Origin of the sequence: Pseudogemmobacter faecipullorum, assembly GCF_020539525.1 — a bacterium.
Lineage (GTDB): Bacteria > Pseudomonadota > Alphaproteobacteria > Rhodobacterales > Rhodobacteraceae > Pseudogemmobacter > Pseudogemmobacter faecipullorum.
The window spans coordinates 24,524-45,932 of sequence record NZ_JACDXX010000009.1 but is presented as its reverse complement, the minus strand read 5'-3'; the positions used below and the strand labels follow the sequence as shown (position 1 = coordinate 45,932).

21 protein-coding genes and 1 tRNA gene are annotated in these 21,409 nt (G+C 63.1%); 14 read left to right on the top strand and 8 right to left on the bottom strand.

Translation table 11 applies throughout. The features are described from left to right. Positions 1–44: 44 nt before the first annotated feature. Both H0485_RS11020 and H0485_RS11015 read left to right on the top strand, forming a co-directional pair. Positions 45–1,418: a site-specific integrase gene (locus H0485_RS11020; protein WP_226935518.1), complete on the top strand. Its 1,374-nt coding sequence runs from the start codon at positions 45–47 to the stop codon at positions 1,416–1,418. Between the two features lie 76 nt (positions 1,419–1,494). Next, on the top strand, positions 1,495–2,157 hold the full coding sequence (locus tag H0485_RS11015; protein WP_226935516.1) for a hypothetical protein: 663 nt from the start codon (positions 1,495–1,497) through the stop codon (positions 2,155–2,157). 134 nt (positions 2,158–2,291) lie between these two features. Here the strand turns inward: H0485_RS11015 and H0485_RS21855 are convergent, their stop codons facing one another. After that, positions 2,292–2,609 carry a DUF4238 domain-containing protein gene (locus H0485_RS21855; protein ID WP_226935514.1) on the bottom strand — a complete coding sequence of 106 codons (318 nt, stop codon included), beginning with the start codon at positions 2,607–2,609 and terminating at the stop codon, positions 2,292–2,294. On the opposite strand from H0485_RS21855, the gene H0485_RS11005 reads away from it, so the two are divergent. Beyond that, positions 2,597–3,526, top strand: coding sequence for an IS5 family transposase (locus H0485_RS11005; protein WP_226935512.1), 930 nt, complete (start codon positions 2,597–2,599; stop codon positions 3,524–3,526). The two genes, H0485_RS21855 and H0485_RS11005, sit on opposite strands and share 13 nt — an antisense overlap. A 552-nt stretch (positions 3,527–4,078) precedes the next feature. On the opposite strand, the gene H0485_RS11000 is transcribed toward H0485_RS11005, so the two are convergent. Next, a tRNA-Thr gene (locus tag H0485_RS11000) sits at positions 4,079–4,154 on the bottom strand. Between the two features lie 353 nt (positions 4,155–4,507). Between H0485_RS11000 and H0485_RS10995 the strand changes: the two genes are divergently transcribed. The 3 genes from H0485_RS10995 to H0485_RS10985 all read left to right on the top strand — a co-directional run bounded on the left by H0485_RS10995 (position 4,508) and on the right by H0485_RS10985 (position 6,409). Continuing rightward, on the top strand, positions 4,508–5,383 hold the full coding sequence (locus tag H0485_RS10995; RefSeq protein ID WP_226935511.1) for a hypothetical protein: 876 nt from the start codon (positions 4,508–4,510) through the stop codon (positions 5,381–5,383). 155 nt (positions 5,384–5,538) lie between these two features. After that, the gene (locus H0485_RS10990) at positions 5,539–5,958 is read left to right on the top strand and encodes a hypothetical protein (protein WP_226935509.1); all 420 of its coding nucleotides are present in this window, start codon (positions 5,539–5,541) and stop codon (positions 5,956–5,958) included. 97 nt (positions 5,959–6,055) lie between these two features. Beyond that, positions 6,056–6,409, top strand: coding sequence for a RidA family protein (locus H0485_RS10985; protein ID WP_226935507.1), 354 nt, complete (start codon positions 6,056–6,058; stop codon positions 6,407–6,409). A 121-nt stretch (positions 6,410–6,530) separates the two neighbouring features. On the opposite strand, the gene pgi is transcribed toward H0485_RS10985, so the two are convergent. From pgi to zwf, 3 genes are read right to left on the bottom strand one after another with little or no spacing between them, the layout of a single operon-like run. Next, positions 6,531–8,135 carry a glucose-6-phosphate isomerase gene (gene pgi / locus H0485_RS10980; protein WP_226935505.1) on the bottom strand — a complete coding sequence of 535 codons (1,605 nt, stop codon included), beginning with the start codon at positions 8,133–8,135 and terminating at the stop codon, positions 6,531–6,533. Between the two features lie 18 nt (positions 8,136–8,153). Next, positions 8,154–8,828 carry a 6-phosphogluconolactonase gene (gene pgl, locus H0485_RS10975; RefSeq protein ID WP_226935503.1) on the bottom strand — a complete coding sequence of 225 codons (675 nt, stop codon included), beginning with the start codon at positions 8,826–8,828 and terminating at the stop codon, positions 8,154–8,156. Further along, on the bottom strand, positions 8,825–10,279 hold the full coding sequence (gene zwf, locus H0485_RS10970) for a glucose-6-phosphate dehydrogenase (protein ID WP_226935501.1): 1,455 nt from the start codon (positions 10,277–10,279) through the stop codon (positions 8,825–8,827). Before zwf ends, pgl begins: the two co-directional genes overlap by 4 nt. Positions 10,280–10,799: 520 nt before the next feature. Between zwf and H0485_RS10965 the strand changes: the two genes are divergently transcribed. After that, positions 10,800–12,413: a trimethylamine N-oxide permease gene (locus H0485_RS10965; protein WP_226935499.1), complete on the top strand. Its 1,614-nt coding sequence runs from the start codon at positions 10,800–10,802 to the stop codon at positions 12,411–12,413. Positions 12,414–12,477: 64 nt separating this feature from the next. On the opposite strand, the gene H0485_RS10960 is transcribed toward H0485_RS10965, so the two are convergent. The 3 genes from H0485_RS10960 to tauA form a co-directional block, all read right to left on the bottom strand. Continuing rightward, entirely contained in the window at positions 12,478–13,269 is a 792-nt protein-coding gene (locus H0485_RS10960; protein ID WP_226935497.1) for an ABC transporter permease subunit, read from the bottom strand. Then, on the bottom strand, positions 13,266–14,063 hold the full coding sequence (locus H0485_RS10955) for a taurine ABC transporter ATP-binding protein (protein WP_226935495.1): 798 nt from the start codon (positions 14,061–14,063) through the stop codon (positions 13,266–13,268). The genes H0485_RS10960 and H0485_RS10955 overlap by 4 nt, the downstream gene beginning before the upstream one ends. Before the next feature lie 70 nt (positions 14,064–14,133). Beyond that, complete coding sequence (gene tauA / locus H0485_RS10950) at positions 14,134–15,120, bottom strand: taurine ABC transporter substrate-binding protein (RefSeq protein WP_226935493.1); 987 nt, start codon at positions 15,118–15,120, stop codon at positions 14,134–14,136. Positions 15,121–15,759: 639 nt separating this feature from the next. Here tauA and H0485_RS10945 point away from each other — a divergent pair. The 7 genes from H0485_RS10945 (at position 15,760) to H0485_RS10915 (ending at position 21,346) form a co-directional block, all read left to right on the top strand. After that, positions 15,760–16,131: a hypothetical protein gene (locus H0485_RS10945; protein WP_226935491.1), complete on the top strand. Its 372-nt coding sequence runs from the start codon at positions 15,760–15,762 to the stop codon at positions 16,129–16,131. Positions 16,132–16,366: 235 nt separating this feature from the next. Then, positions 16,367–16,954 (top strand): anthranilate synthase component II, encoded by a 588-nt coding sequence (locus H0485_RS10940; protein WP_226935740.1) that lies wholly within the window; start codon positions 16,367–16,369, stop codon positions 16,952–16,954. Further along, positions 16,951–17,964, top strand: coding sequence for an anthranilate phosphoribosyltransferase (gene trpD / locus H0485_RS10935; protein ID WP_226935489.1), 1,014 nt, complete (start codon positions 16,951–16,953; stop codon positions 17,962–17,964). The genes H0485_RS10940 and trpD overlap by 4 nt, the downstream gene beginning before the upstream one ends. A gap of 2 nt (positions 17,965–17,966) precedes the next feature. After that, positions 17,967–18,692, top strand: a complete 726-nt coding sequence (locus tag H0485_RS10930) for a uracil-DNA glycosylase (protein WP_226935487.1) — start codon at positions 17,967–17,969, stop codon at positions 18,690–18,692. 138 nt (positions 18,693–18,830) lie between these two features. Then, positions 18,831–19,649 (top strand): indole-3-glycerol phosphate synthase TrpC, encoded by an 819-nt coding sequence (gene trpC / locus H0485_RS10925; protein ID WP_226935485.1) that lies wholly within the window; start codon positions 18,831–18,833, stop codon positions 19,647–19,649. Between the two features lie 12 nt (positions 19,650–19,661). Next, complete coding sequence (gene moaC / locus H0485_RS10920) at positions 19,662–20,141, top strand: cyclic pyranopterin monophosphate synthase MoaC (RefSeq protein ID WP_226935483.1); 480 nt, start codon at positions 19,662–19,664, stop codon at positions 20,139–20,141. Positions 20,142–20,179: 38 nt separating this feature from the next. Continuing rightward, the gene (locus H0485_RS10915) at positions 20,180–21,346 is read left to right on the top strand and encodes a molybdopterin molybdotransferase MoeA (protein ID WP_226935739.1); all 1,167 of its coding nucleotides are present in this window, start codon (positions 20,180–20,182) and stop codon (positions 21,344–21,346) included. Positions 21,347–21,409 lie beyond the last annotated feature (63 nt).

Here is a 21,409-nt window from a genome sequence, read left to right as displayed (position 1 = left end):
CAAGGGTTTGGATTGCCTTCGGTTCTACACCGAGGTTCTACACCATGGTTTTGCAGATGAGCCGCCCGCACAAGAATCCGAAGTCCGGCGTCTACTACTTCCGCCAGAAAACACCTGCCGATCTGGTGACCGTGTTCCGCAGGAAAGAGGTCAGCCGTTCGCTCCGAACGAAAGACCCCCACGAAGCCAAGTTGCGCAACGTCGATGAGGTCAGGAAGCAAGAGCTGATCTGGGCTGCGTTGCGGAAGCGTCCCGAACCCCTGCCCCACCAGCAAATCGTCGCGCTGTCCGGCATCCTCTACCGAGACCACATGGCTGCGATGGAACTTGAGCCTGGCTCGCCGAAGGTCTGGACCGAGACGCTGGCCCTTCTCGACCGTGTGGCAGCCGACCCTGACGCGACGGAGCGCTGGTATGCCGCGACCGTTGACAATCTCCTGCTCGAGCGCGGGATCGTCACCGACGCCGCGAGCCGCAGCCGCTTGATACAGGAAGCTGACCGGGCTTACAGGCAGGTGGCGGAACAGCAGTTGAAATGTTCGGAAGGTGACTACAGCCCCGATCCCCGCGCAAACCGCTTTCCGACCGTCATGGGACCGAATGTAACCACGCGGCCGAGCCCGGAGAAGCTGACGATCCGCGCTCTGTTCAAGCTCTGGGAACGAGACCATCTGGCGAACGGCAAGTCCGCACGGACGGTGGGCGACTTCCGTCAGAAGATCGAGTCGCTGATCGAGTATCTGGATCACGACGATGCCAGGCAGGTGACTTCAGAAGGCATTTCCGACTGGTGCGATCATCTGCTCCACGAGCAGGGCTTGGCCGCGCGCACTGTAAGTCAGAAATACTTGGCAGTGACCAAGCTGGTGTTCGGCGTCGCGGTCGAGAAGCGGAAGCTCAAAGAAAATCCAGCCGAAGACAACCGCGTCAGGTTCGCCAAACCGAGATGGGCACGGGAAAAGGGCTTCACCGACGATGAGGCAAAGGCCATTCTAACCGCTGCTCTGGTCGACCCGGCGGAACTTGGTCGGCGCACCCCAGAGAACATGCGGGCGATCCGCTGGGGACCATGGATCTGCGCCTTCTCCGGCGCAAGGATCACCGAAGCGATGCAGCTTCGCACGGAAGATCTGATCGAGAATCGCGGTATCCTGTGTCTGCGGATCACACCGGAAGCCGGATCGGTCAAGACCGGCGCCTATCGCATAGTGCCGATCCATCCCCAGCTTCTGGAGATGGGATTGCCCGAGATGATCCGCGCTTTGCCCGATGGGCCGGTCTTTTATTCGACCGCACCTGTCCGGGGGAAGCCCGCCGATCCAGTCGAGCGCGCCCAGTCTGCCGGTGCCAAGGTCGGCCAGTGGGTGCGAAAGGTGGTCGGGATTACAGATCCGAGAGCGCAGCCAAATCACTTCTGACGTCATCGCTTCAAGACCGCGGCCCGCGATGCGAAGATAGACCGCGAGTACTCCGACGCGATCACTGGCCACGAGGATGGGCGGGCATGAGCGCAAGGGCGTTGACGTGATGCAGGCACGAAACTTCGCCCGCGTGTTTATGACCTCGAACCAAGAGCATGTCGCCCATGTCAATCGGCACGACCGCAGGCACCTCGTTCTGCGGGTGTCGGCCAAACACGCCAGCAAGAATGGCCGGGCGGACCCCATGTGGACGCTGTTCCACCAGCAATATCCACAGGAGTTGGAAGCCTTCATGCACATCCTGCGCACCCGCGACATTTCCGGGTTTCGGGCAGGCGACATTCCCAGCACCGATGCGAAGGACAAACAGAAGCTGGAGTCGGTCGTCGGGCCGGATCGAGTGTTGCGCGATTTCTTGGAGGCGGGCCGTCTCCCCAGATGTTCGCACTTTGACGGGCATCGGTGGGTCGTCCGCGTTACGGCCTTGGTCGAGCATTTCAACCGGAACAACGTGCGGATAGGCAATAAGGGGCCGCAGCCGGGCCGAGTGTTCAAGGTCATCGCCTCTGGACCCTCCCGCCTATCGCGCTTGTCGGTTGGGGGCCAGCCTGCCGAACCCTGCCGGGTGTTGGACTTGCCACCGCTGCAAGATGCGCGGGGCTTGTTCCTCGTCTACCTCAAAGTCAGGCATCACGACTGGAACGACAGTCCCGATGCAGAGTGGACGCGCGAATAGCGCCCCTGCCGCGTCACACCGCCCCGCACACGCGCTGTAACCTATATTGCAGCGCGTTTTGCATTCGGGGCGCTAACGGGCGCGTCGATGTGAGACAGCGCGTGTAGGGGCGGTATTTCGGCGTCGCACAACAATCACCTAATCGCCCTCTGCGACACTAGCCGCGATAGGTCGGCACCCCTCACAAACAATCTGTCTCTGAGGTGTATGGGGAAGCTGTCGTCGCGGGCGTATATCTGCTTGACCGAATGATTTGCAATATGGGTGTTAACTTTAGTCACTTGTTCGTATGAGTGGTCAATTTTGTCTGGAATGCCCTCAAATGTCCCAATAAGCAAAACGCTAGGGCTAAGTGGGAATATCACTGTGGTCCCCATTGGCGCTGTTGCGTAAATCGATTGGGATTCATGATGTTGCCGGGTCGTGGTAAGCGTTTGGCATGACTTATCCATCGAAGCCCCGTTACAAGACAAGCAACTGGCGTGCCTACAACCATTCCCTGAAGCAACGGGGTTCGCTGACCGTCTGGCTTGATGCGGACATGGAGTGGGAAGCTCGACCGTCCGGCAAACGTGGCCGTCAGCAAGCGTATAGTGACGCCGCCATTCAAGCCTGCTTAACGCTGAAGGTTCTCTTCGGACTCCCTTTGCGACAGGCCACTGGTTTCATGGAAAGCCTGCTAAATCTTTCCGGTTTGCCGTGGTCGGTGCCTGACTTCAGCACTCTCAGCCGCCGCCAGAAGACATTGAACGTCGCAATCCCTTACCGTCGCAGAGAGAACCTTCATCTTTTGATCGACAGCACAGGGATCAAAGCAGAGGGTGAAGGTGAGTGGCAGCGCCGCAAACATGGCGGCTCCAAGCGCAGGGTCTGGCGCAAGATCCATATCGCGATTGATGAGGAAACGCTGGAGATCCGTGCCGTTGAGGTCACGTCGAGTGCCATTGGCGACGCGCCGATCCTACCTGAGCTGTTAGATCAAATTGATCCCAGTGACAGCATCTCCAGCGTGACTGCGGATGGAGCATTCGATACGCGCGCCTGTCACGATGCCATCGCCGCCAGAGGGGCCACGGCAGTCATTCCGCCGCGCAAGAATGCTCGCTTTTGGAAACCATCCAGTGATGGAGCAAAAGCGCGTAATGAAGCCTTGCGAACATGCAAACGGCTCGGTCGATCCATTTGGCGAAACTGGAGCCGCTATCATCGCCGTAGCCGTGTGGAAACCAAAATGAACTGTATCAAGCAACTCGGGCAGCGCCTCATGGCGAAAGCCTTCGACAGGCAAGTCGCTGAGGTTCAAGTTCGCGTCGCTATCCTTAACCGCTTCACAGCCCTCGGAACGCCGATTACCGCTGCCGTTGCATGACTTCTCGGGGGAAAGGGGTTGTTTACCCAAAAGTCGATTTACGCAACAGCGCCTCGTCGCACTGTGACACGGATTTGCGCGCGTGTCGCGTGTCGTCGCATGTCGTGAATCAGGCGCACGTCAACGGCGCTGAAATCCAGGTATCACGTCATGTCTGATTCTGGCGGTCGGCTGTCTGCTTGACTGTCCGCTGTGCCGAATCCGATTGTTTCGACCTTTGGTGGTGCGAGGCGGTCGGTGGTCTTGTATGATCAAGGCAGGCCGATGCGACCCGAGACCCCCTAGGTAGGTGGGGGTGGGGGGCAGGTCCTCCCCGGATACTCGACTTACATATGCGGCGATTTTTCGTCCGGGTTTTCTGCTGGTTCAGAATTTTCGCAGACAGAACAGCGTCTTACGGGGTGCCTGATCGGGCCGTGCTGCCACACTGCAACGCTTCACGGCCCGCCTGTGGACGCTGCATGATGTCTGCCATATGTCTGACAGAAACATAAGCGACTCTCGAGAATTCGAGGCCGCATCGCGCAACACATTGTTTTTTATAGGTTAAAATGGTGCCCCCAGAGGGACTCGAACCCCCGACCCCCTGATTACAAATCAGGTGCTCTACCAGCTGAGCTATAGGGGCGCCGTCTGCGGTTTCAGAGCGGAAAATCACCCTGACGCGGTCTTTGCCATCTGCCGTCCCGCCGTTCCTGAATCCCCCAAAGAGATCAGATAGCGACCAGCCCGGACTGACTAACATGATTGTTTTCGGCCCGCAATCTCCCGGCGCGCTCAGCCGGGCGGTTCTGGCAGGGCTTTGCGCCGCCCATGGCAGACTGGCTGTCCCCCGCGCGCGCCAAGGACCAGGATTTTCCATAACCGCGCCAGAGGAAAGCCATGTTCCTGATGCCAAAACCCCCTATATCATGTGAAAGGCCCCTCAGGCGAAAACGCCCGGGGCGCCGGTAAGCGCGGCAGGAACGGGCAGTCATAGTCATGCATATTGTCTATCATCTGGGTGCCCATGGCACTGATGAGGAGCGGCTGATCCGGTGCCTGCTGAAAAACCGCGCCCTGCTGGCCGATCAGGGTATCGCGGTGCCTGCCCCGACCCGCTACCGGCGGCTGTTGCGCGATACCGCGGTGCAGCTGCGCGGGGCCAAAGCCTCGCCGGAGAGCGAACAGCTGATCCTTGAGCAGATTCTGGAAGAAGACCGGCCAGAGCGTCTGGTGCTGAGCTGGGACAGTTTCCTGTCTTTCCCGCAATGGGCTTTGCGCAAACGGCTCTACGAATTCGCCGGCGAGCGGCTGCTGGCTTTCACCCGGATCTTCCCCTCGGCCAGCGCCGAATTCTGCCTTGGGCTGCGCAATCCGGCGACGCTGCTGCCGGTGCTGTTTGAGAAGCAGAAAGAGCCGCGCGATTACGCCGCCTTTATCGGCGAGACCGATCCGGAAAGCCTGCTCTGGTCGGATGTGATTGCCCGGATCCGCGCGCTGAATCCCGACATCCCGATGACCATCTGGTGTGACGAGGATACGCCGCTGATCTGGCCAGAGGTGCTGCAGGCGGTGGCCGGCCATGCCCCGGGCACGCCGCTCAGCGATACCGATGAGCTGTTGTCGCTGATCATGTCGCCCGAGGGATTCGCCCGGATGCAGGCCCGTCTGGCCAGCCAGCCCCCCGCCTCCACCGCCGGCGCACGCCAGGTGGTTTCGACTTTCCTTGCGGAATTCGCAGTGCCGGAAAAGCTTGAGATGCAGTTCAGCCTGCCTGGCTGGGATCAGGCGAGGGTCAGCGCCATGAGCCAGAGCTATCACGAGGATCTCGGGCGGATCGCCGCCATGCCAGGTGTGACCCTGCTGCGTCCCTGAGGCCGCTTCTCGCACCAGCCCCCACGCCGCCCTTGCCAGCTGCCCCGCCTCTCGCCCATGCTCGGTATCCGGAACGGCCCTGCGGCCGGGAGGGCAGCCAGATGCCCCCTGCCGCATCACATCCCCACCGAGGGGACGGGCCGGAGGAGGTGCGTTTGCGACTTATGACCGAGGTTACCCACAGGATCTGCCACCAGGAGCCGCGCTGCTCTGCTGGCACCCCGGCGCAGCCCTTCCATCCCGCCCGGCAGGCGAGGCCCTGGCAGGGCTGGACACTCGCCCTGCTCTGCGCCGCCGTCAGCGCGGGTCTTGCCACCCCCACCGCCGCCCGGAGCCAGCCCTGGCCCTTTGAAGGCTCCTGGGATTGCGAGCGGCGGCAGTTTCACTTCAGTGCCGCGCTTTATGATCCGGGCGAACAACCCATGCCGATCCTCGATATCGCGGCCGAGGGCGATACTTTCATCCTCACCTTCGCTCAGGATTATCAGCTGTCACTGGCGATGAACCCTGATGGCAGCATGACCTGGTATTCCCCGGTCAGCGGCGATTCTTTCCTGTGCCGAAAGGCGCGGTGAAGAACAGCCCCGCCACCGCTGCACCAGACCTTTTCATTTCCGCACCGCGCCGCTATCCCTTTGGGGAAATCGCAAAATCCGCACAGGGAGTGGCAAAATGAGCTCGGAAATCAAACGCTATAATGTTGGCGCGCGCATGTCGGAAGGCGTGTCTTACAATGGCATCATCTGGCTGGCAGGCCAGGTCGGAAATCCGGGCGACAGCGTCGCCGATCAGACCCGGACCTGCCTTGCAGAAGTGGACCGGATCCTGGCTGAGGCCGGTACCGATAAGACCCGCATCCTCTCGACCCAGATCTGGATGGCCGATATGGCCGATTTCGCCGAGATGAACGCGGTCTGGGATGCCTGGGTGCCCCAGGGCCATACCCCGGCCCGCGCCACCGGCGAAGCCAAACTGGCGACCCCGGCGTATAAAGTCGAGGTGATCGTCACCGCGGCGCTGAAATAAGCGACCCGGCCGGACTGACGGAAAAAGGCGCCCGATCGGGCGCCTTTTTTGTTTTGGGAGCAGATGAGGGGGCTGCCTGCCCCTCTCCCCCGGGGATATTTTCCGACAGATGAAGAGCCGGTCAGGCTTTCAGGAACTCAACAAGGGCGGCGGTCGAGCCGTCTTTGCCTTCAGTGCCGGTTCTGCCCTCCAGCACCGGCTGCAGGGCCAGAGCCAGTTCCTTACCGAGCTCAACCCCCCACTGATCATAGGAGTTGATGCCAAGGATCACCCCTTCGACAAAGACCCGGTGCTCATAGAGCGCGATGATCTGGCCGAGGCTGAAGGGGGTCAGCCGCTCCATCGCCAGGGTGGTCGTCGGGCGGTTTCCAGGGAAGACGCGGTGGCGGGCCTGACGCTCGAGCTCGGCGCCGCTCAGCCCCCTTTTCGCCATGATGGCGCGCGCCTCGTCCAGCGAACGGCCGCGCAGAAGGGCCTCAGACTGGGCCAGGCAGTTTGCCACCAGCAGCAGATGCTGATGCGCCAGATCCGGCTCATGACCATGACGCGCGACGATGAATTCGCAGGGCACAACCCGGGTGCCCTGATGGATCAGCTGGTAAAATGCATGCTGGCCATTGGTGCCGGGCTCGCCCCAGACCACCGGGCCGGACTGAACCGTCAGAGCCGAGCCGTCAAGCGCCACCGATTTGCCGTTACTCTCCATCTCCAGCTGCTGCAGATAGGCCGGAAGGCGCGACAGGCGCTGTTCATAGGGCAGCACCGCGCGGGTGGCGTAGTCACAAAGCTGATTATGCCAGATCCCGACCAGCGCCAGCGCCACCGGCATATTCTGCGCATCGGGCGCGGTCAGGAAATGCTGATCCATCGCCGCACCACCGGCGAGGAACTGGCCGAAATCCTCGGCCCCGACCGCGATCATCAGCGCCAGACCAATCGGCCCCCAGAGCGAATAGCGCCCGCCGACCCAGTCCTCAAAGCCAAAGACCCGCTCGGGCGCAATGCCATAGCCAGCGGTCTTATCAGCGGCGGTCGAGACGGCGGCGAACTGTGCGCCGGGATCGCTGACCCGTTTCGCCATCCAGCGCTTTGCCGTATCGGCATTGGTCATGGTCTCGATGGTGGTGAAGGTCTTGGAGGCGACGATCACCAGGGTGGTTTCGGGGTTCAGCCCCGCAAGCGTGTCATGGATATGCGCGCCATCGACATTCGAGACGAAATGCACGCGCGGCCCGTCATGGAACGGCGCCAGCGCCAGCACCGCCATGGCCGGGCCCAGATCCGAGCCGCCGATGCCGATATTGACCACATCGGTGATCTTCCCGCCCTGGCCCTGGAAGCCGCCCGAGCGGACCGCCTCAGCAAAAGCCGCACAGGCCCTGCGCCCGGCGCTGATCCCCGGGATCACATCCTGATCCTCAACCAGGATCCGCTGGTCTTCGCCGGCGCGCAAAGCGATATGCAGCACGGCGCGGTCTTCGGTCTCGTTGATCTTCTGGCCCGAAAACATCGCAGCGCGGCGCCCGGCCAGGCCAGAGGCCCCGGCCAGCGCCAGCAACAGCGCCCGGCCCTCAGCATCGATATTGGTCTTCGACCAGTCAAACAGCAGCCCCCCGGCGCGGGTGGAGAAATCCCCGGCCCGGGCCGCATCGGCCTCAAACAGCGACAGAATACTGCGGTCTGCCACCCTGGCGTGATGGGCTTTCAGCGCCGTCCATTTGCTCATTTTGCAGAACCCTTTAAATCATTCGGCCCAATGCACTTCGGCCTGGTCTAAAACCGTGCGGATCGGTGCCTGCTCGACCGGCAGGCTGGCAGCGCGCTCGATGGCTTCACGCTTGGCCGCACCGGTGATCAGCACATGGATGCGGATCGCCGCGCGCAAAACCGGCGCGGTCAGGGTGATACGCGGCTCGACCGCCGCCTCCGCCCGCATCGGCAGCAAAAGCGGCGCATCGGCGGCCAGAGCCTCTTCGAGCCGGTCCGCCCCCGGGAAAAGCGAGGCGGTATGCATATCCGTACCCATGCCAAGCAGCAAAACCGAGACCGGCAGATGCGGCTCGAGCCCGGCCGCAAGGCCCGGCAGCGCCGTCTCGGGCTGGTCATGGCCCGCCTCATAAAGCGGGATCAGCCGGGCTTTGGCGGCTTTGCCCTTCAGCAGATGCTGGCGCAGGAGCCGGGTGTTGGAGCGGTCGGAATGCTCGGGCACCCAGCGCTCGTCATTCAGCACCACCGAAATCAGCCCCCAGTCGAGATCGACCCCGGAGAGAATTTCAAAGACCGGAGCCGGGGTGGTTCCGCCCGGCACCGAAAGCGTCGCCCGGCCATCGCGGCGCAGGCTTTCGGCCAGCTGGCCGGCAATGGCATCCGCGAGCCGCAGATGCAGAAAGTCACGATCCGGATATTCGATAAAGGTCATTGCCCGATCCCCCGCCAGCGTCGTCCGTCGCGATGCATCAGCATCAATGCATCCTCGGGACCTGAAGTTCCGGGATCATAGCCCTGGGGCCGGTCGCCGCGTGCTTCCCAGCCCTGAATGATCGGATCGGTCCAGGCCCAGGCAGCCTCGACCTCATCGCCACGCATGAACAGGGTCTGATTGCCCCGGATCACATCCATGATCAGCCGCTCATAGGCATCGGGCACATCTTCCATCGTATTGGCCAGGGCCTCGGCGAAAGACATATCCAGCGGCACCTGGGTCAGGCGCATCCCGCCCGGCCCAGGCTCTTTGATCATGACTTTAAGGTTCATCCCCTCATCGGGCTGCAGCCGGATCACCAGGACATTCTCGCGCCAGCCCGAGTGATCATCAAAGATCGAATGCGGCGGCTCGCGGAAGGTGATGGCAATCTCGGATTCGCGCGCCCGCAGCCGCTTGCCGGTGCGCAGATAGAAGGGCGTGCCCTTCCAGCGCCAGTTTGAAATATGCACTTTCAGCGCGATATAGCTCTCGGTGCGGCTGTCTTTATTGCCGGAATGCTCGAGATAGCTGCCCTCGCCCGCCCCGGCGAGATACTGGCCGCGCACGATATCCTCGGGCTTCACCGGATCGAGGGCCCGGATCACCTTCAGCTTTTCATCACGCACCGCATCCGGGTCAAAGTGATAGGGCGGCTCCATCGCGATCAGACACAGAAGCTGCATGATATGGTTCTGCACCATATCGCGCATCGCGCCGGATTTGTCGTAATAGGCGCCGCGCCCCTCTACCCCCACCGTCTCGGCGACGGTGATCTGCACATGGTCGATATATTCCGACTTCCACAGCGGCTCGAACAGGATATTGGCAAAGCGCACCGCCATCAGGTTCTGCACCGTCTCTTTGCCGAGATAATGGTCGATGCGGTAGATCTGGCCTTCCTCGAAATGCTGCGCCAGCGTGGCATTCAGCGCTCTGGCACTGGCGAGGTCGCGGCCGAAGGGCTTTTCCACCACGATCCGTGCCTCAGCCCCGGCAATCTCATAGCTTCTCAGCCGCTCGGCGATGGCGCCAAACAGCGCGGGCGCGACCGAGAAGTAAAAGGCCTGAACCGCGCCTTCACGGCCCAGCGCTTTCAGATCCTTCCAGCCCTTCTCGCCGGTGACATCAATCGCCACGTAATGCAGACGCTCGAGGAAGCCTTTGATCGCCGCTTTATCCTTGCGGTCGCGGGCGACGAATTCCTCGATCGAGGCGGCGACGAAATCACGGAAACCCTGATCGTCCAGCTCGCCACGGGCCGCACCGATGATGCGGGCCTCAGCCGGGATCTGCCCGGCCAGCCAGCGCAGATACAGGCCCGGCAGAATTTTACGCCGGGCAAGATCGCCGGTACCGCCGAAAATCACGAGGTCGAACACCTCAACCGGAATGACGCGCGAAGCCATTATTCCCTCGTCGGTTGCGCCGCGCCCCTGCTGTCGTAACAGCCGGGGGTCGCAGCATTTGTTAGCGCTAACGAAGCCCTTGCCCGGGTTCTAGCCCTCCCCCCCGGAACTGTCTAGCACCGGTTTTGATTTGGCGAAACCTTGATGGCTTATGGGTAAAAACCGCTGCAGCCGGCATTTTGCTTCACAGATCGGGCAAAGCCGCATTTCAGTAAGGGATAGAAAATTTCCCACCAGGAATTTTGCTAGGCGAATCGCTGAAAGCCGCGCAGTGTCATCGCGACAATTGGCCGCATCAGCCCTGAGGCTTCGCTGCGATTTCCGGAGAGGGCAGAAATGACAATTTCCGCACGCGGTACACGAAACCACCCGTCCAGCTCTCCCCGGTCACTCCAGCGCAGCCTGGGCCAGCTGCCCGCGTCAGGTGGTGCCGGAACGTAGACCGGCACCGCTCACTTCACCGGAAAACAGCCCGATTAAAAAAACCACGGGCGTTCCGCTAAAGACCAGGGAGGGTCAAGTGAGTATTCAAGATCATCATTCGTCCGGCAGCGAGGCCGGAGGACTGCACCGGGTTATTGGCTGGCCTGCTGCCTTCTGGGTGGCTGCAGGTGTGCCGGCACTCGTCCTGTTTTCTATCGGAGGGATTGCGGCAACCGTCGGCACCCCCTCCTGGATCATCTGGATCATCTCGGTCTGCTTCGGCTTTATCCAGGCGCATATCTATGCCGAGATCGCCGGGCTGTTCCCGTCAAAAAGCGGCGGAGCCTCGGTCTATGGCGCCTCGGCCTGGGTGCGCTATTCCAAGCTGATCGCGCCTTTGTCGGTCTGGTGTAACTGGCTGGCCTGGACCCCGGTTCTGGCGATCGGTGCCGGTCTTTCGGCAGGCTATATCCTCAATGCCTTCATCCCGGCCGACAGTGCCGTGCTCACCTGGCAGATCACTTTCGCCGATCTGAGCTTCCTGAAAGAAGGGGTTGAACTGCGCATAAACTCGACCTTCTTCATCGGTGTGGCGGTGCTGCTGGTGGTTTTCGCGATCCAGCATCGCGGCATTCTCTCCACCGCCAAAATCCAGACCATCATCGGGGTTGCAGTGATTGTGCCTTTGCTGGTCGTGGGCATCGTGCCGCTGCTGATCGGCAATGTGAACAGCGAGAACCTCTTCCCGCTGGTCCCGATCGCCTATGATGAAGCTGGCGCGGTGACCGATGGCATCTGGAACCGCGAGGGCATCACCTTGTTCCTCGGCGGGCTGTTTATCGCCGCCTGGTCGACCTATGCCTTTGAGACCTCGATCTGCTACACTTCCGAGTTCAAACGCCCCGAACATGATACGGTGCGGGCGATCCTCTATTCGGGCCTGCTCTGCGTGGTGATCTTCACCCTCGTGCCGATTGCCTTCCAGGGCTATCTCGGGGTTGAGGGCATCCTGCAGCCCGGCATCGTCGATGGCACGGCGGTGGCCGGTGTGATGGGCGAGATGGTCGGTGGCGGCCCGGCAATCACCAAGCTGATGGTGGTGATGCTGATCCTTGCCACGATGCTGGCGATCATGACCTCGATGGCGGGTTCGTCGCGCACGCTCTATCAGGGCTCGGTCGATGGCTGGCTGCCGAAATATCTGAGCCGGGTGAATTCGCATGGCGCGCCGACCTCAGCCATGTGGACCGATCTGGCCTTCAACCTGATCCTGCTGATGATGTCGGATTATCTCTTCGTGCTGGCGGTCTCGAACTGCTGCTATCTGATCTTCAACTTCCTCAACCTCAATTCCGGCTGGATCCATCGCATCGATAATGCCGCGGTGGCACGGCCCTGGCGCTGCCCCACCCCGCTGATGGTGGCCGGCGTGATGCTGAGCTTTGTGAATATGGTTCTGCTCGGGGCCGGGGCGAATGTCTGGGGATCGGGCACGCTGATGTCGGGGATCATCGCCGCGGCGCTGATCCTGCCGGTCTTCGCTTTCCGCCATTATGTCACCGATAAGGGCCATTTCCCCGAGCGGATGCTGGAAGATCTGGGCGTCAGCGCCGGTCAGCTGCATCAGCGCAAGGCCGGGATGCTGCCCTATCTGGTCCTCGCCGCCGGGGTGGCGGTGGCGGCGGTGTCAAATTACGTCTTCACCCTCTGACGAGGCCGGGAGATCACAAAGACAAAGGGCGGGGAATTCCCCGCCCTTTTTCGATTTCGCCGCCTCAGCTGCGGCCGATCCAGGGCAGGAAGCGTTTCTCAATCTGGCGCAGGATCACTTCAGAAATCGTTGCCAGGGCTGAGATAACCAGGATCCCGGCAATGACCATATCGGTCACCAGGAACTGCGCCGCCGACTGGATCATATAGCCCAGCCCCCGCGTCGCTGCGACCAGTTCAGAGGCAACCAGCGTGGTCCAGCCCGCGCCCAGAGCGATCCGCATGCCGGTGAAAATCGACGGCAAAGCCGCGGGCAGCATCACCTCCCACATCAGCGCGGTTTTTGAGGCGCCAAAGGCCCGCGCGGCGCGGATCTGGCTTTCTGAAGCCGCGCGCACGCCGGAGACGGTTGAAATGACGATGGGGGCCAGCATGGCAATGCCGATCACCAGCACTTTTGAGGCCTCGCCGATACCGCACCAGATGATGATCAGCGGCAGATAGGCCAGGGGCGGCAAAGGGCGGATAAACTCGATCAGCGGGTCAAAAATCGCCCGCCCCAGGCGCGAGCTGGCAATGATCAGCCCCAAAGGCACACCGATTGCCATGGCACCGAGCAAAGCGGCAAAGATCCGCCAGAGGCTCGCCCCGATATGCGCCCGGAGCGTGGCATTGGCATAACCCTCGCTTCCGGCCCGGATCAGCGCCGCCAGCACCCGCTCCGGCCCGGGCAGAAACACCGGCGAGGCCCAGCCCCTGGCCGAGGCCAGCGCCCAGAACCCGACCAGTGCGCCGAGGGTAGCCAGTCCGATCAGCCATCCCGGCAACCGGTGCGGCGATGGAATGCCCGCACTCATGCTGCCACCGCACGCGGATCATCGCGCCCTTCCCGGATCGCCGACAGCAGACGTTCGCGCGCCAGAATAAAGCCCGCCTCGGATTTCAGCGCCCGCGGATCCTCGCCCGCAAGGAAACGCCGCCCCCAGCTGCAGGGCTCGGTCAGGGTGATCCGCCCCGGGCCAGGTGCCAGAACCACAACCGAGGTGGAGAGAAACAGAGCTTCCTCGACCGAATGGGTGATCAGCAGCGCCCCGGCATGGCTGGCCCGCCAGAGCCGGAGCAAAAGCTCATGCATCTGATCGCGCGTCATGGCATCGAGCGCGCCAAGCGGCTCATCCATCAGCAGAAATGCCGGATCCGCCGCCAGGGCCCGGGCAATCCCCACCCGCTGGCGCTGCCCGCCGGACAACTGCCAGACAGGTTTTCCGCCCTGATCCTCCAGCCCCACCGCCGCCAGCCAGTGCAGGGCTTTATCCCGTCGCCCGGCCCTGGCCATTCCGGCCAGCTTCAGCGGCAGAGCGACATTCTCCAGCACGCTTTTCCAGGGCAGAAGCGCATCCTCCTGAAACACCACGGCGCGTTCAGGGCCAGGACCCGACACCGGGCGACCCGCCATGCTGACCCGCCCGGCACTCGGGGCGATAAATCCCGCCGCGAGGTTGAGCAGTGAGGTTTTGCCCGAGCCGGAGCGCCCGATCACCGAGATGAATTCGCCGCGCCTCAGCGTCAGCGAAATATCCTGCAGCACCGCAGGCGCGCCGGGGTCAGAGCCATAATGCAGAGAGACCTGCGAGAGAGAAAGCTGTGTCATAGGTGTTCCGATCGGAAAACCGGCCCCCGGAGGGGGACCGGCCGGCTGCAGATGGGCAGGCCGCCCGGGCTTATTTCAGGGCGGCTTCGGCAAAGCCCTTGTTTACAAAGGCGCTGTAATCCTCTTTCGCGCTGCCAGCCCCCTGAGTGGCCAGGAAGGCGGCAGTGTTGCGGATCGCCTCAGCCGTGGCTTTGCCGAGGAAAGCCTCCGAGGTCTGATCTTTCAGCCCGGCAAAGGCATAGCCGCTCAGCAGGCCCGGAACATCCGCAACCGGCGCGCCGGTCAGTTCAGCAATTTTCTTTGCCTGCTCACTTTCCGCGCCCCAGGCGGCGGGATCGGCCAGATAGGCATCACTCGCCTCGCCGGTGACTTTCACGAAAGCGGTGACGATATCCGGATGCGCCTCGGCAAATGCCTTACGCACGATCCAGGCATCAAAGGTCGGGCCACCCCAGCCCGCGACATCGGTGCTGTCGGCCAGTACAGTGCCGCCGGTGGTCCTGATCTGGTTCAGCACCGGATCCCAGATATAAGCGCCATCAATATCACCGCGCTCCCAGGCAGCGGCGATTTCCTGCGGCCGCAGATTCAGCAGGCTGACCTCGGAGGCATCGATACCCCAGTGGCCCAGCGCGGTCAGCAACGCGTAATGCGCCGTCGAGACGAAGGGGGTGGCGATTTTTTTGCCCTTCAGATCCCCGGGCCTGTCGATGCCTTTGACGACCAGCGCCTCGGCCCCGGCAATAGTGCCGACGATATAAATCACCTCAACCGGCAGATCCTGCGAGGCGGCAGCGGTCAGCGGCGAGGAGCCGACATAGCCGATATCAATCGAACCGGCGGCAATCGCCGCGATCACATCCGCCCCACCGCCGAACAGGCTCCATTCCACCGTGGCGCCGGTGGCGCTGTCATAGGTTTTATCGGCCTGGGGAATGCGCGAGGGTTCAACAATCTGCTGCCAGCCAATACGCAGAGTTTCAGCAAGGGTGGGAAAAGCCGTGCCGCCCAGCACAGCAGCAAGGGTCACGGTGGCGGTGAAGGTGCGAAGCGACATCTGAAAATCTCTCTGATCTGATCCTGTCCGGCCCGCTCTCACAGCGGCGCCTTATTCACGATAAGACTGGACGGGATTTCATCTGATCTCCATTCTGAAGATCCCCCCTGCCGCAGCAGGACTGCGCCCGGACAAAGCCCGCAGAGGAGAAGGTTTTTCTCTCAGCTGACCGCAGGCCGGGCGGAACTGCCGTACGGGGCGCAAAACCAGGCTGAATACGGCAGTACGGAATTCGCGGAGCCTTTCGCCTGACGGGCGGGCCGCCACCCGCACCACCATCCCCCTCGCCGGGAAGCTGGCCCTGGGCTGCCCATCCCCGCGCCCTCCCGCACCCCCTCTGTCCGCCCGGAAATCTGCGCCACGGTTCCTGGCACCGGCCCACCTTGCCCGAGCGCCTTACCCGAGCGCCCTGCCCGCCTGCGCCCGAGCCCGGGGGGGTCAGGGGTGGAGACAGGGCCGGGCTTCTGCGCTGTTTTCTGTACATCCGGCAGGGAATAATCCTCAGGCCTGCAGCCCCTCCCCCCAGGCAAGCTGTCGCCGGGTGATTCTCTGCCAGGGTTCAATGGTTTCCCCGCAGCAATTTCCGGTGTATCCTTGATCCACAGATCAAGAGCGGCCCTTTCGAGCAGAGCGGTCGCCATGGAAGGACATGACATGAAAATTGCCACTTTGCCCCGCCTTGCCGCCTGCGCCCTCGCCGCCTCGCTGGCCCTGACCGGCGCCGCCCGCGCTGATAATCCCGGTGTCGGCTTCGGCCTTTCCTGGGTGTTTGGCCAGCACAGCGGCAAGGGTCTTGCCGCCGGTGTGAAACTGTTTTCCTCGCGCGAGAAGAACGAGATCGCAGGCACGCTCGGGGTTGATTACCATTTCGCCACCTCCAGCTTCCGCCCGACGCTCGGCGCTGCCTATATGGGCGACCGTCTCTATGGCGAAGCCAATTTCGGCTATAGCATGTATGACCAGGTGATCGATTTCGGTCTGGGCGGCGGTCTGGTCAATACCAAAGACTGAGCCGCCGGGACTGTTTTCCGAAGCCAGACATGAAGCCCGTCCCTCTACCCAGGGACGGGTTTTGCTATTCTCCGGGCCGGTTGCCCCGGCAAAACAGATAAGTCATAACGGGGCCGAAGTTCCTCGGGGCCGAAACCGGCCGGATCCACGGGGGGGGTGAAAGCCTCCCGCGCCTCCCGGTACAGGGCAGTTGACCACGGCAGGAACCCCGTCATTCTGGAGGGTTGAGCCTGACATGCTGCTGCTGATCGACAATTATGACAGTTTCACCTGGAACCTCGTCCATTATTTCGGAGAGCTCGGGGCCGATGTCGTGGTGCGCCGCAATGATGCGCTGGAAGTGCAGGAGGCCCTGGCAATGCAGCCCGAGGCGATCGTGCTCTCGCCCGGCCCCTGCGATCCGGCCCAGGCCGGGATCTGCCTGCCGCTGACCCGCGCCGCTTCTGAGGCCGATGTTCCGCTGCTCGGCGTCTGCCTTGGTCATCAGACCATTGGCGAGGCTTTCGGCGGCAAGGTGATCCGCTGCCATGAAATCGTGCATGGCAAGATGGGCATCATGCATCATGAGGGCAAAGGCATGTTCCGCGACCTGCCCAATCCCTTTGAGGCCACCCGCTATCACAGCCTGATCGTCGAGCGCGAAAGCCTGCCCGATTGTCTCGAAGTCACTGCGGCGCTGGAAGACGGTACCATCATGGGGCTGCGCCACCGCGAAAAGCGGATCGAGGGCGTGCAGTTCCACCCCGAGAGCATCGCCTCGCAGCATGGCCACAGGCTGTTGCAGAACTTCCTCGACAGCGCGGGGGTGAAAGTCAGCGCATGAGTGATCTGCTGAAACCGCTGATCGGTATCGCCGCCACCCGCCCGCTGACCACAGCCGAGGCCGAAGCCGCCTTTGATGCTTTGTTTGAGGGCCAGGCCACCCCGGCCCAGATGGGCGGGCTGCTGATGGCTTTGCGCACCCGGGGTGAAACGGTCGAGGAATATGCCGCCGCCGCCCGGGTGATGCGCGCCAAATCCCATGCCGTGAGCGCGCCCGAAGGGGCGATAGATATTGTCGGCACCGGCGGTGATGGCAAAGGCACGCTGAATATCTCGACCGCCACCGCTTTTGTCGTGGCGGGCGCGGGCGTGGTGGTGGCCAAACATGGTAACCGCAATCTCTCGTCGAAATCCGGCGCGGCCGATGCCATGACCGAGCTGGGGCTGAATGTGATGATCAGCCCCTCTCAGGTGCAAAAATGCCTCGAAGAGGCCGGGATCGGCTTCATGATGGCGCCGATGCACCATCCGGCAATGCGCCATGTCGGCCCGGTCCGCACCGAGCTCGGCACCCGCACCATCTTTAACATCCTCGGGCCGCTGACCAATCCGGCAGGCGTGCGCCGTCAGCTGACCGGGGCCTTCAGCGCCGATCTGCTGCGCCCGATGGCCGAGACCCTGCGCGCGCTTGGCAGCATCAGGGCCTGGCTGGTGCATGGCGGCGATGGCACGGATGAAATCTCGATCGCCGCCCCGTCAAAGGTCGTGGCGCTGGAAGGCGGCGAGATCCGCGAATTCACCCTCCATCCCGAGGATGCCGGCCTGCCCTGGCATCCGTTTGAACACCTGCTCGGCGGCGCTCCGGCGGAGAATGCCCTGGCGCTGAAGCGGCTGCTCGATGGCGAGACCGGCGCTTACCGCGATGCCGTTTTGTTCAATGCCGCCGCCGCCCTGGTCGTGGCCGATAAAGCCCATGATCTGAAAGACGGTGTAGAACAGGCCCGCGCCTCGCTCGACAGCGGTGCGGCAAAGGCAAAGCTCGCCGCCCTGGTCCAGGTCTCGAACCGCTGATCATGACAGCATCCCGCCTCCCCCTGCCCGCTGCCGCCGCGATGATCCCCGGCCCCGGGCCAGAGGGCGCGGGCCGCCCGTCATGGGCTGATCTGGGGTTTTTCCGCGACGCCGACCAGGAAGGCCTGACCGCATGGGAGCGGCTGCACGCGAGGCTCGGGGCCGCCACCGCGCCCTGGCAGCCGGAACCCGGGCATATTTTCCGCGCCCTCACCCTGACGCCGCGCCATCAGGTGCGGGTGGTGGTGCTCGGCCAGGATCCCTATCACACCCCGGGGCGCGCCCAGGGCCTCGCCTTCTCTTTCCCAAAGGGCGAGGCCCCGCGTGACTCGCTGAAAAACATCCTGACCGAACTCGGCAGCGATCTTGGTGCGCTGAAGATGGATGGCGATCTCAGCGCCTGGGCAAAACAGGGGGTGCTGCTGCTCAACACCGCCCTCACCGTACCGCTGGGAGAGGCTTTCGGGCATAAAACCTGGGGCTGGGCCGGGCTGGTGAGCCAGATCCTTGCGGCCACAGCGACGGACGGGCCGCGCGCTTTCCTGCTCTGGGGGGCGCCGGCGCAAAAGCTCTGCGCGAAACTGCCGCGCGAGGGCCATCTGTTTCACGCCTCGGCCCATCCCTCGCCGCTTTCGGCCTATCGCGGTTTCTTTGGCTCGCGCCCCTTCTCGGCGGTCAATGACTGGCTTGCCGCCCAGGGCCAGTCCGCCATCGACTGGGCCGCCTGACGGCTTTCCTTTGCCGCCCCCCCGCGCTACAAATCTTCCATCCCTTGCCCTGACCCCGATCTTTGCCGGGGCTGCGCAATAAGGAGCTGCCCGGCTGATCCCGGGCCAGAGACGCTGCAGGAAGAAAAGGCCGGCCAGATGAGCACCATTCTCGACCGTATCAAAGCCTATAAACTGGAAGAGGTTGCCGCCCGCAAAGCGCTTCGCCCGCTGACCGATCTGGAGGAGGCGGCAAAGGCTGCACCCCAGCCGCGCGGCTTTGCCAGTGCTTTGCAGAATGCGGCGCAGAATGGCTATGGCCTGATCGCCGAGATCAAGAAAGCCAGCCCTTCCAAAGGCCTGATCCGCGCCGATTTCGATCCGCCGGCGCTGGCAAAAGCCTATGAGGAAGGCGGCGCGACCTGCCTTTCAGTGCTGACCGATGGCCCTTCTTTCCAGGGCGATGATGCTTTCCTGATGGCGGCGCATGATGCGGTGAAACTGCCCTGCCTGCGCAAAGAATTCATCTATGACCCCTGGCAGATCGTCGAATCCCGCGCTTTGCGCGCCGATTGCATCCTGCTGATCATGGCCTCGCTTGAGGATGGTCAGGCCGCCGAGCTGGAGGCTGCGGCCTTTGAATGGGGCATGGATGTGCTGCTCGAGGTACATGACGAGGCCGAGCTGGAGCGCGCCCACCGGCTGAAATCGCCGCTGATGGGCATCAATAACCGTAATCTGCATAATTTCGACGTGACGCTCGACACCACCCGCCGCCTGTCGCGCCGGGTCTCGGAAGACCGGCTGATCGTCGCCGAAAGCGGCCTTTATACCGCCGCGGATCTGGCCGATCTGGCCCGCTATGGCGCGCGTTGCTTCCTGATCGGCGAAAGCCTGATGCGCCAGGAAGATGTAACCGCCGCCACCCGGCAGATCCTGGCCGCGCCGCTGACCGCCCAGGGCGGCATGCCGCTTTAAGAGGCTGATCCGATGTCGAGCCCGCTCACCCATTTTGACGATCAGGGCCAGGCGCATATGGTCGATGTCTCGGCCAAGCCGGTGACCTCACGCGCCGCTGTTGCCGAGGCCTGGGTGCTGATGGAACCCGCCACGCTGGCGCTGGTGACCCAAGGCCGGGCGGGCAAAGGCGATGTGCTCGGCACCGCGCGACTGGCCGGGATCATGGCGGCGAAACGCACCGCCGATCTGATCCCGCTCTGCCATCCGCTGCCGATCACCAAAGTCACCATCAGCCTTGAGCCGACAGAGGGCAAAGGGGTGCGGATTGAGGCTATGGTGAAAACCGCAGGCCAGACCGGGGTCGAGATGGAGGCGCTGACCGCCGCTTCGGTCACCGCGCTGACGATCTATGACATGCTCAAAGCCGCCGAAAAGGCGATGCGCATCGACGGCATCCGCCTGCTGCGCAAAGAGGGTGGCAAATCCGGCCTGTTTGAGGCCAGCGCATGAGCGCGCCCGCAGAGCCCGGCCCGCGCAACCCCGGCCCGCTGATGCCGGTGGATGAGGCCATGGCGCGGATCATGGCGCTGGCCCCGGAGCTGGCGCATGAGGAGATCCCCCTTGCCGCAGCCGCCGGACGCTGGCTGGCGCGCGCCGTGACCGCAGAGCGCGACCAGCCGCCCTTTGATGCCTCGGCTATGGATGGCTATGCTCTGGCCTGTGCCCCCGAGCCCGGCGCACGGTTTCGCGTCATTGGCGAGGCGGGCGCGGGTCATGCTTTCACCGGCGTGATCGGCGAGGGTCAGGCTGTGCGCATCTTCACCGGTGCGCCGGTGCCCGATGGCGCAAACCATGTGACCCTTCAGGAAAACACCGCCCCGGACGGCGCCTTTATCACCATCACCGACCGCGATTCCGGCAGCAATATCCGCCCGCGCGGCCAGGATTTCCGCATCGGTGATCAGATCGGTCTGCGCCGCCTGCGCCCCTCGGACCTGGCGCTGATCGCCTCGATGAATGTGGCAAAGGTCACGGTACGCCGCCGCCCGGTGGTGGCCATCCTCTCCACCGGCGATGAGCTGGTCATGCCCGGAGAAAGCCCGCGCGCCGATCAGATCATTGCCTCAAACTCTTTTGCCATCAAAGCCATGGCCGAAGCCGAGGGAGCCGAGACCCGGCTCCTGCCCATTGCGCGCGACACTGAGCCCGCGCTGCGCCAGGTGCTTGAGCTGGCCCGCGGCGCCGATGTCATCGTTACTTCCGGCGGAGCCTCGGTCGGCGATCATGATCTGGTCGCGCCGGTGGCAAAAAGCCTCGGGCTGGAGGCAGGGTTCTGGAAAGTTGCCCTGCGTCCTGGCAAGCCGCTGATGGCAGGCAGACTGTTTGGCGCGGCCTTTCTGGGCCTGCCTGGCAATCCGGTATCTGCCATTCTCTGCGCCGAGCTGTTCCTCTTGCCGCTGCTGCGCCATATGCAGGGCGACCCGAGCCCCCGCCCGCGTCTGCAGCAGGCCCGCCTTGCCACGGATCTGCCGGAAAATGGCCCGCGCGCCCATTATATGCGCGCCAAAGTCAGCCCCGGCGGCGAGATTACCCCCTTTGGCCGTCAGGACAGCGCGCTGCTGACCGTGCTGGCCGAGGCCAATGCGCTCATGGTCCGGCCGGTCGGTGATCCTGCACGCCAGGCCGGCGATCTGGTCGACTGGATCGCGCTCTGAACCGGAGCACGAACCAGCACAGCTCAGGATTGCATTGCCTGGCACTGCGCGTCACACTTGACA

Bases quoted from the DNA above. Each gene is read 5' to 3' on its own strand.
- H0485_RS10960 (WP_226935497.1), bottom strand. From the start codon at position 13,269: ATGAGTGCGGGCATTCCATCGCCGCACCGGTTGCCGGGATGGCTGATC.
- H0485_RS11005 (WP_226935512.1), top strand. From the start codon at position 2,597: ATGACTTATCCATCGAAGCCCCGTTACAAGACAAGCAACTGGCGTGCC.
- trpD (WP_226935489.1), top strand. From the start codon at position 16,951: ATGAGTGATCTGCTGAAACCGCTGATCGGTATCGCCGCCACCCGCCCG.
- pgi (WP_226935505.1), bottom strand. From the start codon at position 8,135: ATGAGCAAATGGACGGCGCTGAAAGCCCATCACGCCAGGGTGGCAGAC.
- pgl (WP_226935503.1), bottom strand. From the start codon at position 8,828: ATGACCTTTATCGAATATCCGGATCGTGACTTTCTGCATCTGCGGCTC.
- zwf (WP_226935501.1), bottom strand. From the start codon at position 10,279: ATGGCTTCGCGCGTCATTCCGGTTGAGGTGTTCGACCTCGTGATTTTC.
- H0485_RS10985 (WP_226935507.1), top strand. From the start codon at position 6,056: ATGAGCTCGGAAATCAAACGCTATAATGTTGGCGCGCGCATGTCGGAA.
- H0485_RS10995 (WP_226935511.1), top strand. From the start codon at position 4,508: ATGCATATTGTCTATCATCTGGGTGCCCATGGCACTGATGAGGAGCGG.
- H0485_RS11015 (WP_226935516.1), top strand. From the start codon at position 1,495: ATGGGCGGGCATGAGCGCAAGGGCGTTGACGTGATGCAGGCACGAAAC.
- H0485_RS11020 (WP_226935518.1), top strand. From the start codon at position 45: ATGGTTTTGCAGATGAGCCGCCCGCACAAGAATCCGAAGTCCGGCGTC.
- moaC (WP_226935483.1), top strand. From the start codon at position 19,662: ATGTCGAGCCCGCTCACCCATTTTGACGATCAGGGCCAGGCGCATATG.
- H0485_RS10940 (WP_226935740.1), top strand. From the start codon at position 16,367: ATGCTGCTGCTGATCGACAATTATGACAGTTTCACCTGGAACCTCGTC.
- H0485_RS10930 (WP_226935487.1), top strand. From the start codon at position 17,967: ATGACAGCATCCCGCCTCCCCCTGCCCGCTGCCGCCGCGATGATCCCC.
- trpC (WP_226935485.1), top strand. From the start codon at position 18,831: ATGAGCACCATTCTCGACCGTATCAAAGCCTATAAACTGGAAGAGGTT.
- H0485_RS10945 (WP_226935491.1), top strand. From the start codon at position 15,760: ATGGAAGGACATGACATGAAAATTGCCACTTTGCCCCGCCTTGCCGCC.
- H0485_RS21855 (WP_226935514.1), bottom strand. From the start codon at position 2,609: ATGGATAAGTCATGCCAAACGCTTACCACGACCCGGCAACATCATGAA.
- H0485_RS10955 (WP_226935495.1), bottom strand. From the start codon at position 14,063: ATGACACAGCTTTCTCTCTCGCAGGTCTCTCTGCATTATGGCTCTGAC.
- tauA (WP_226935493.1), bottom strand. From the start codon at position 15,120: ATGTCGCTTCGCACCTTCACCGCCACCGTGACCCTTGCTGCTGTGCTG.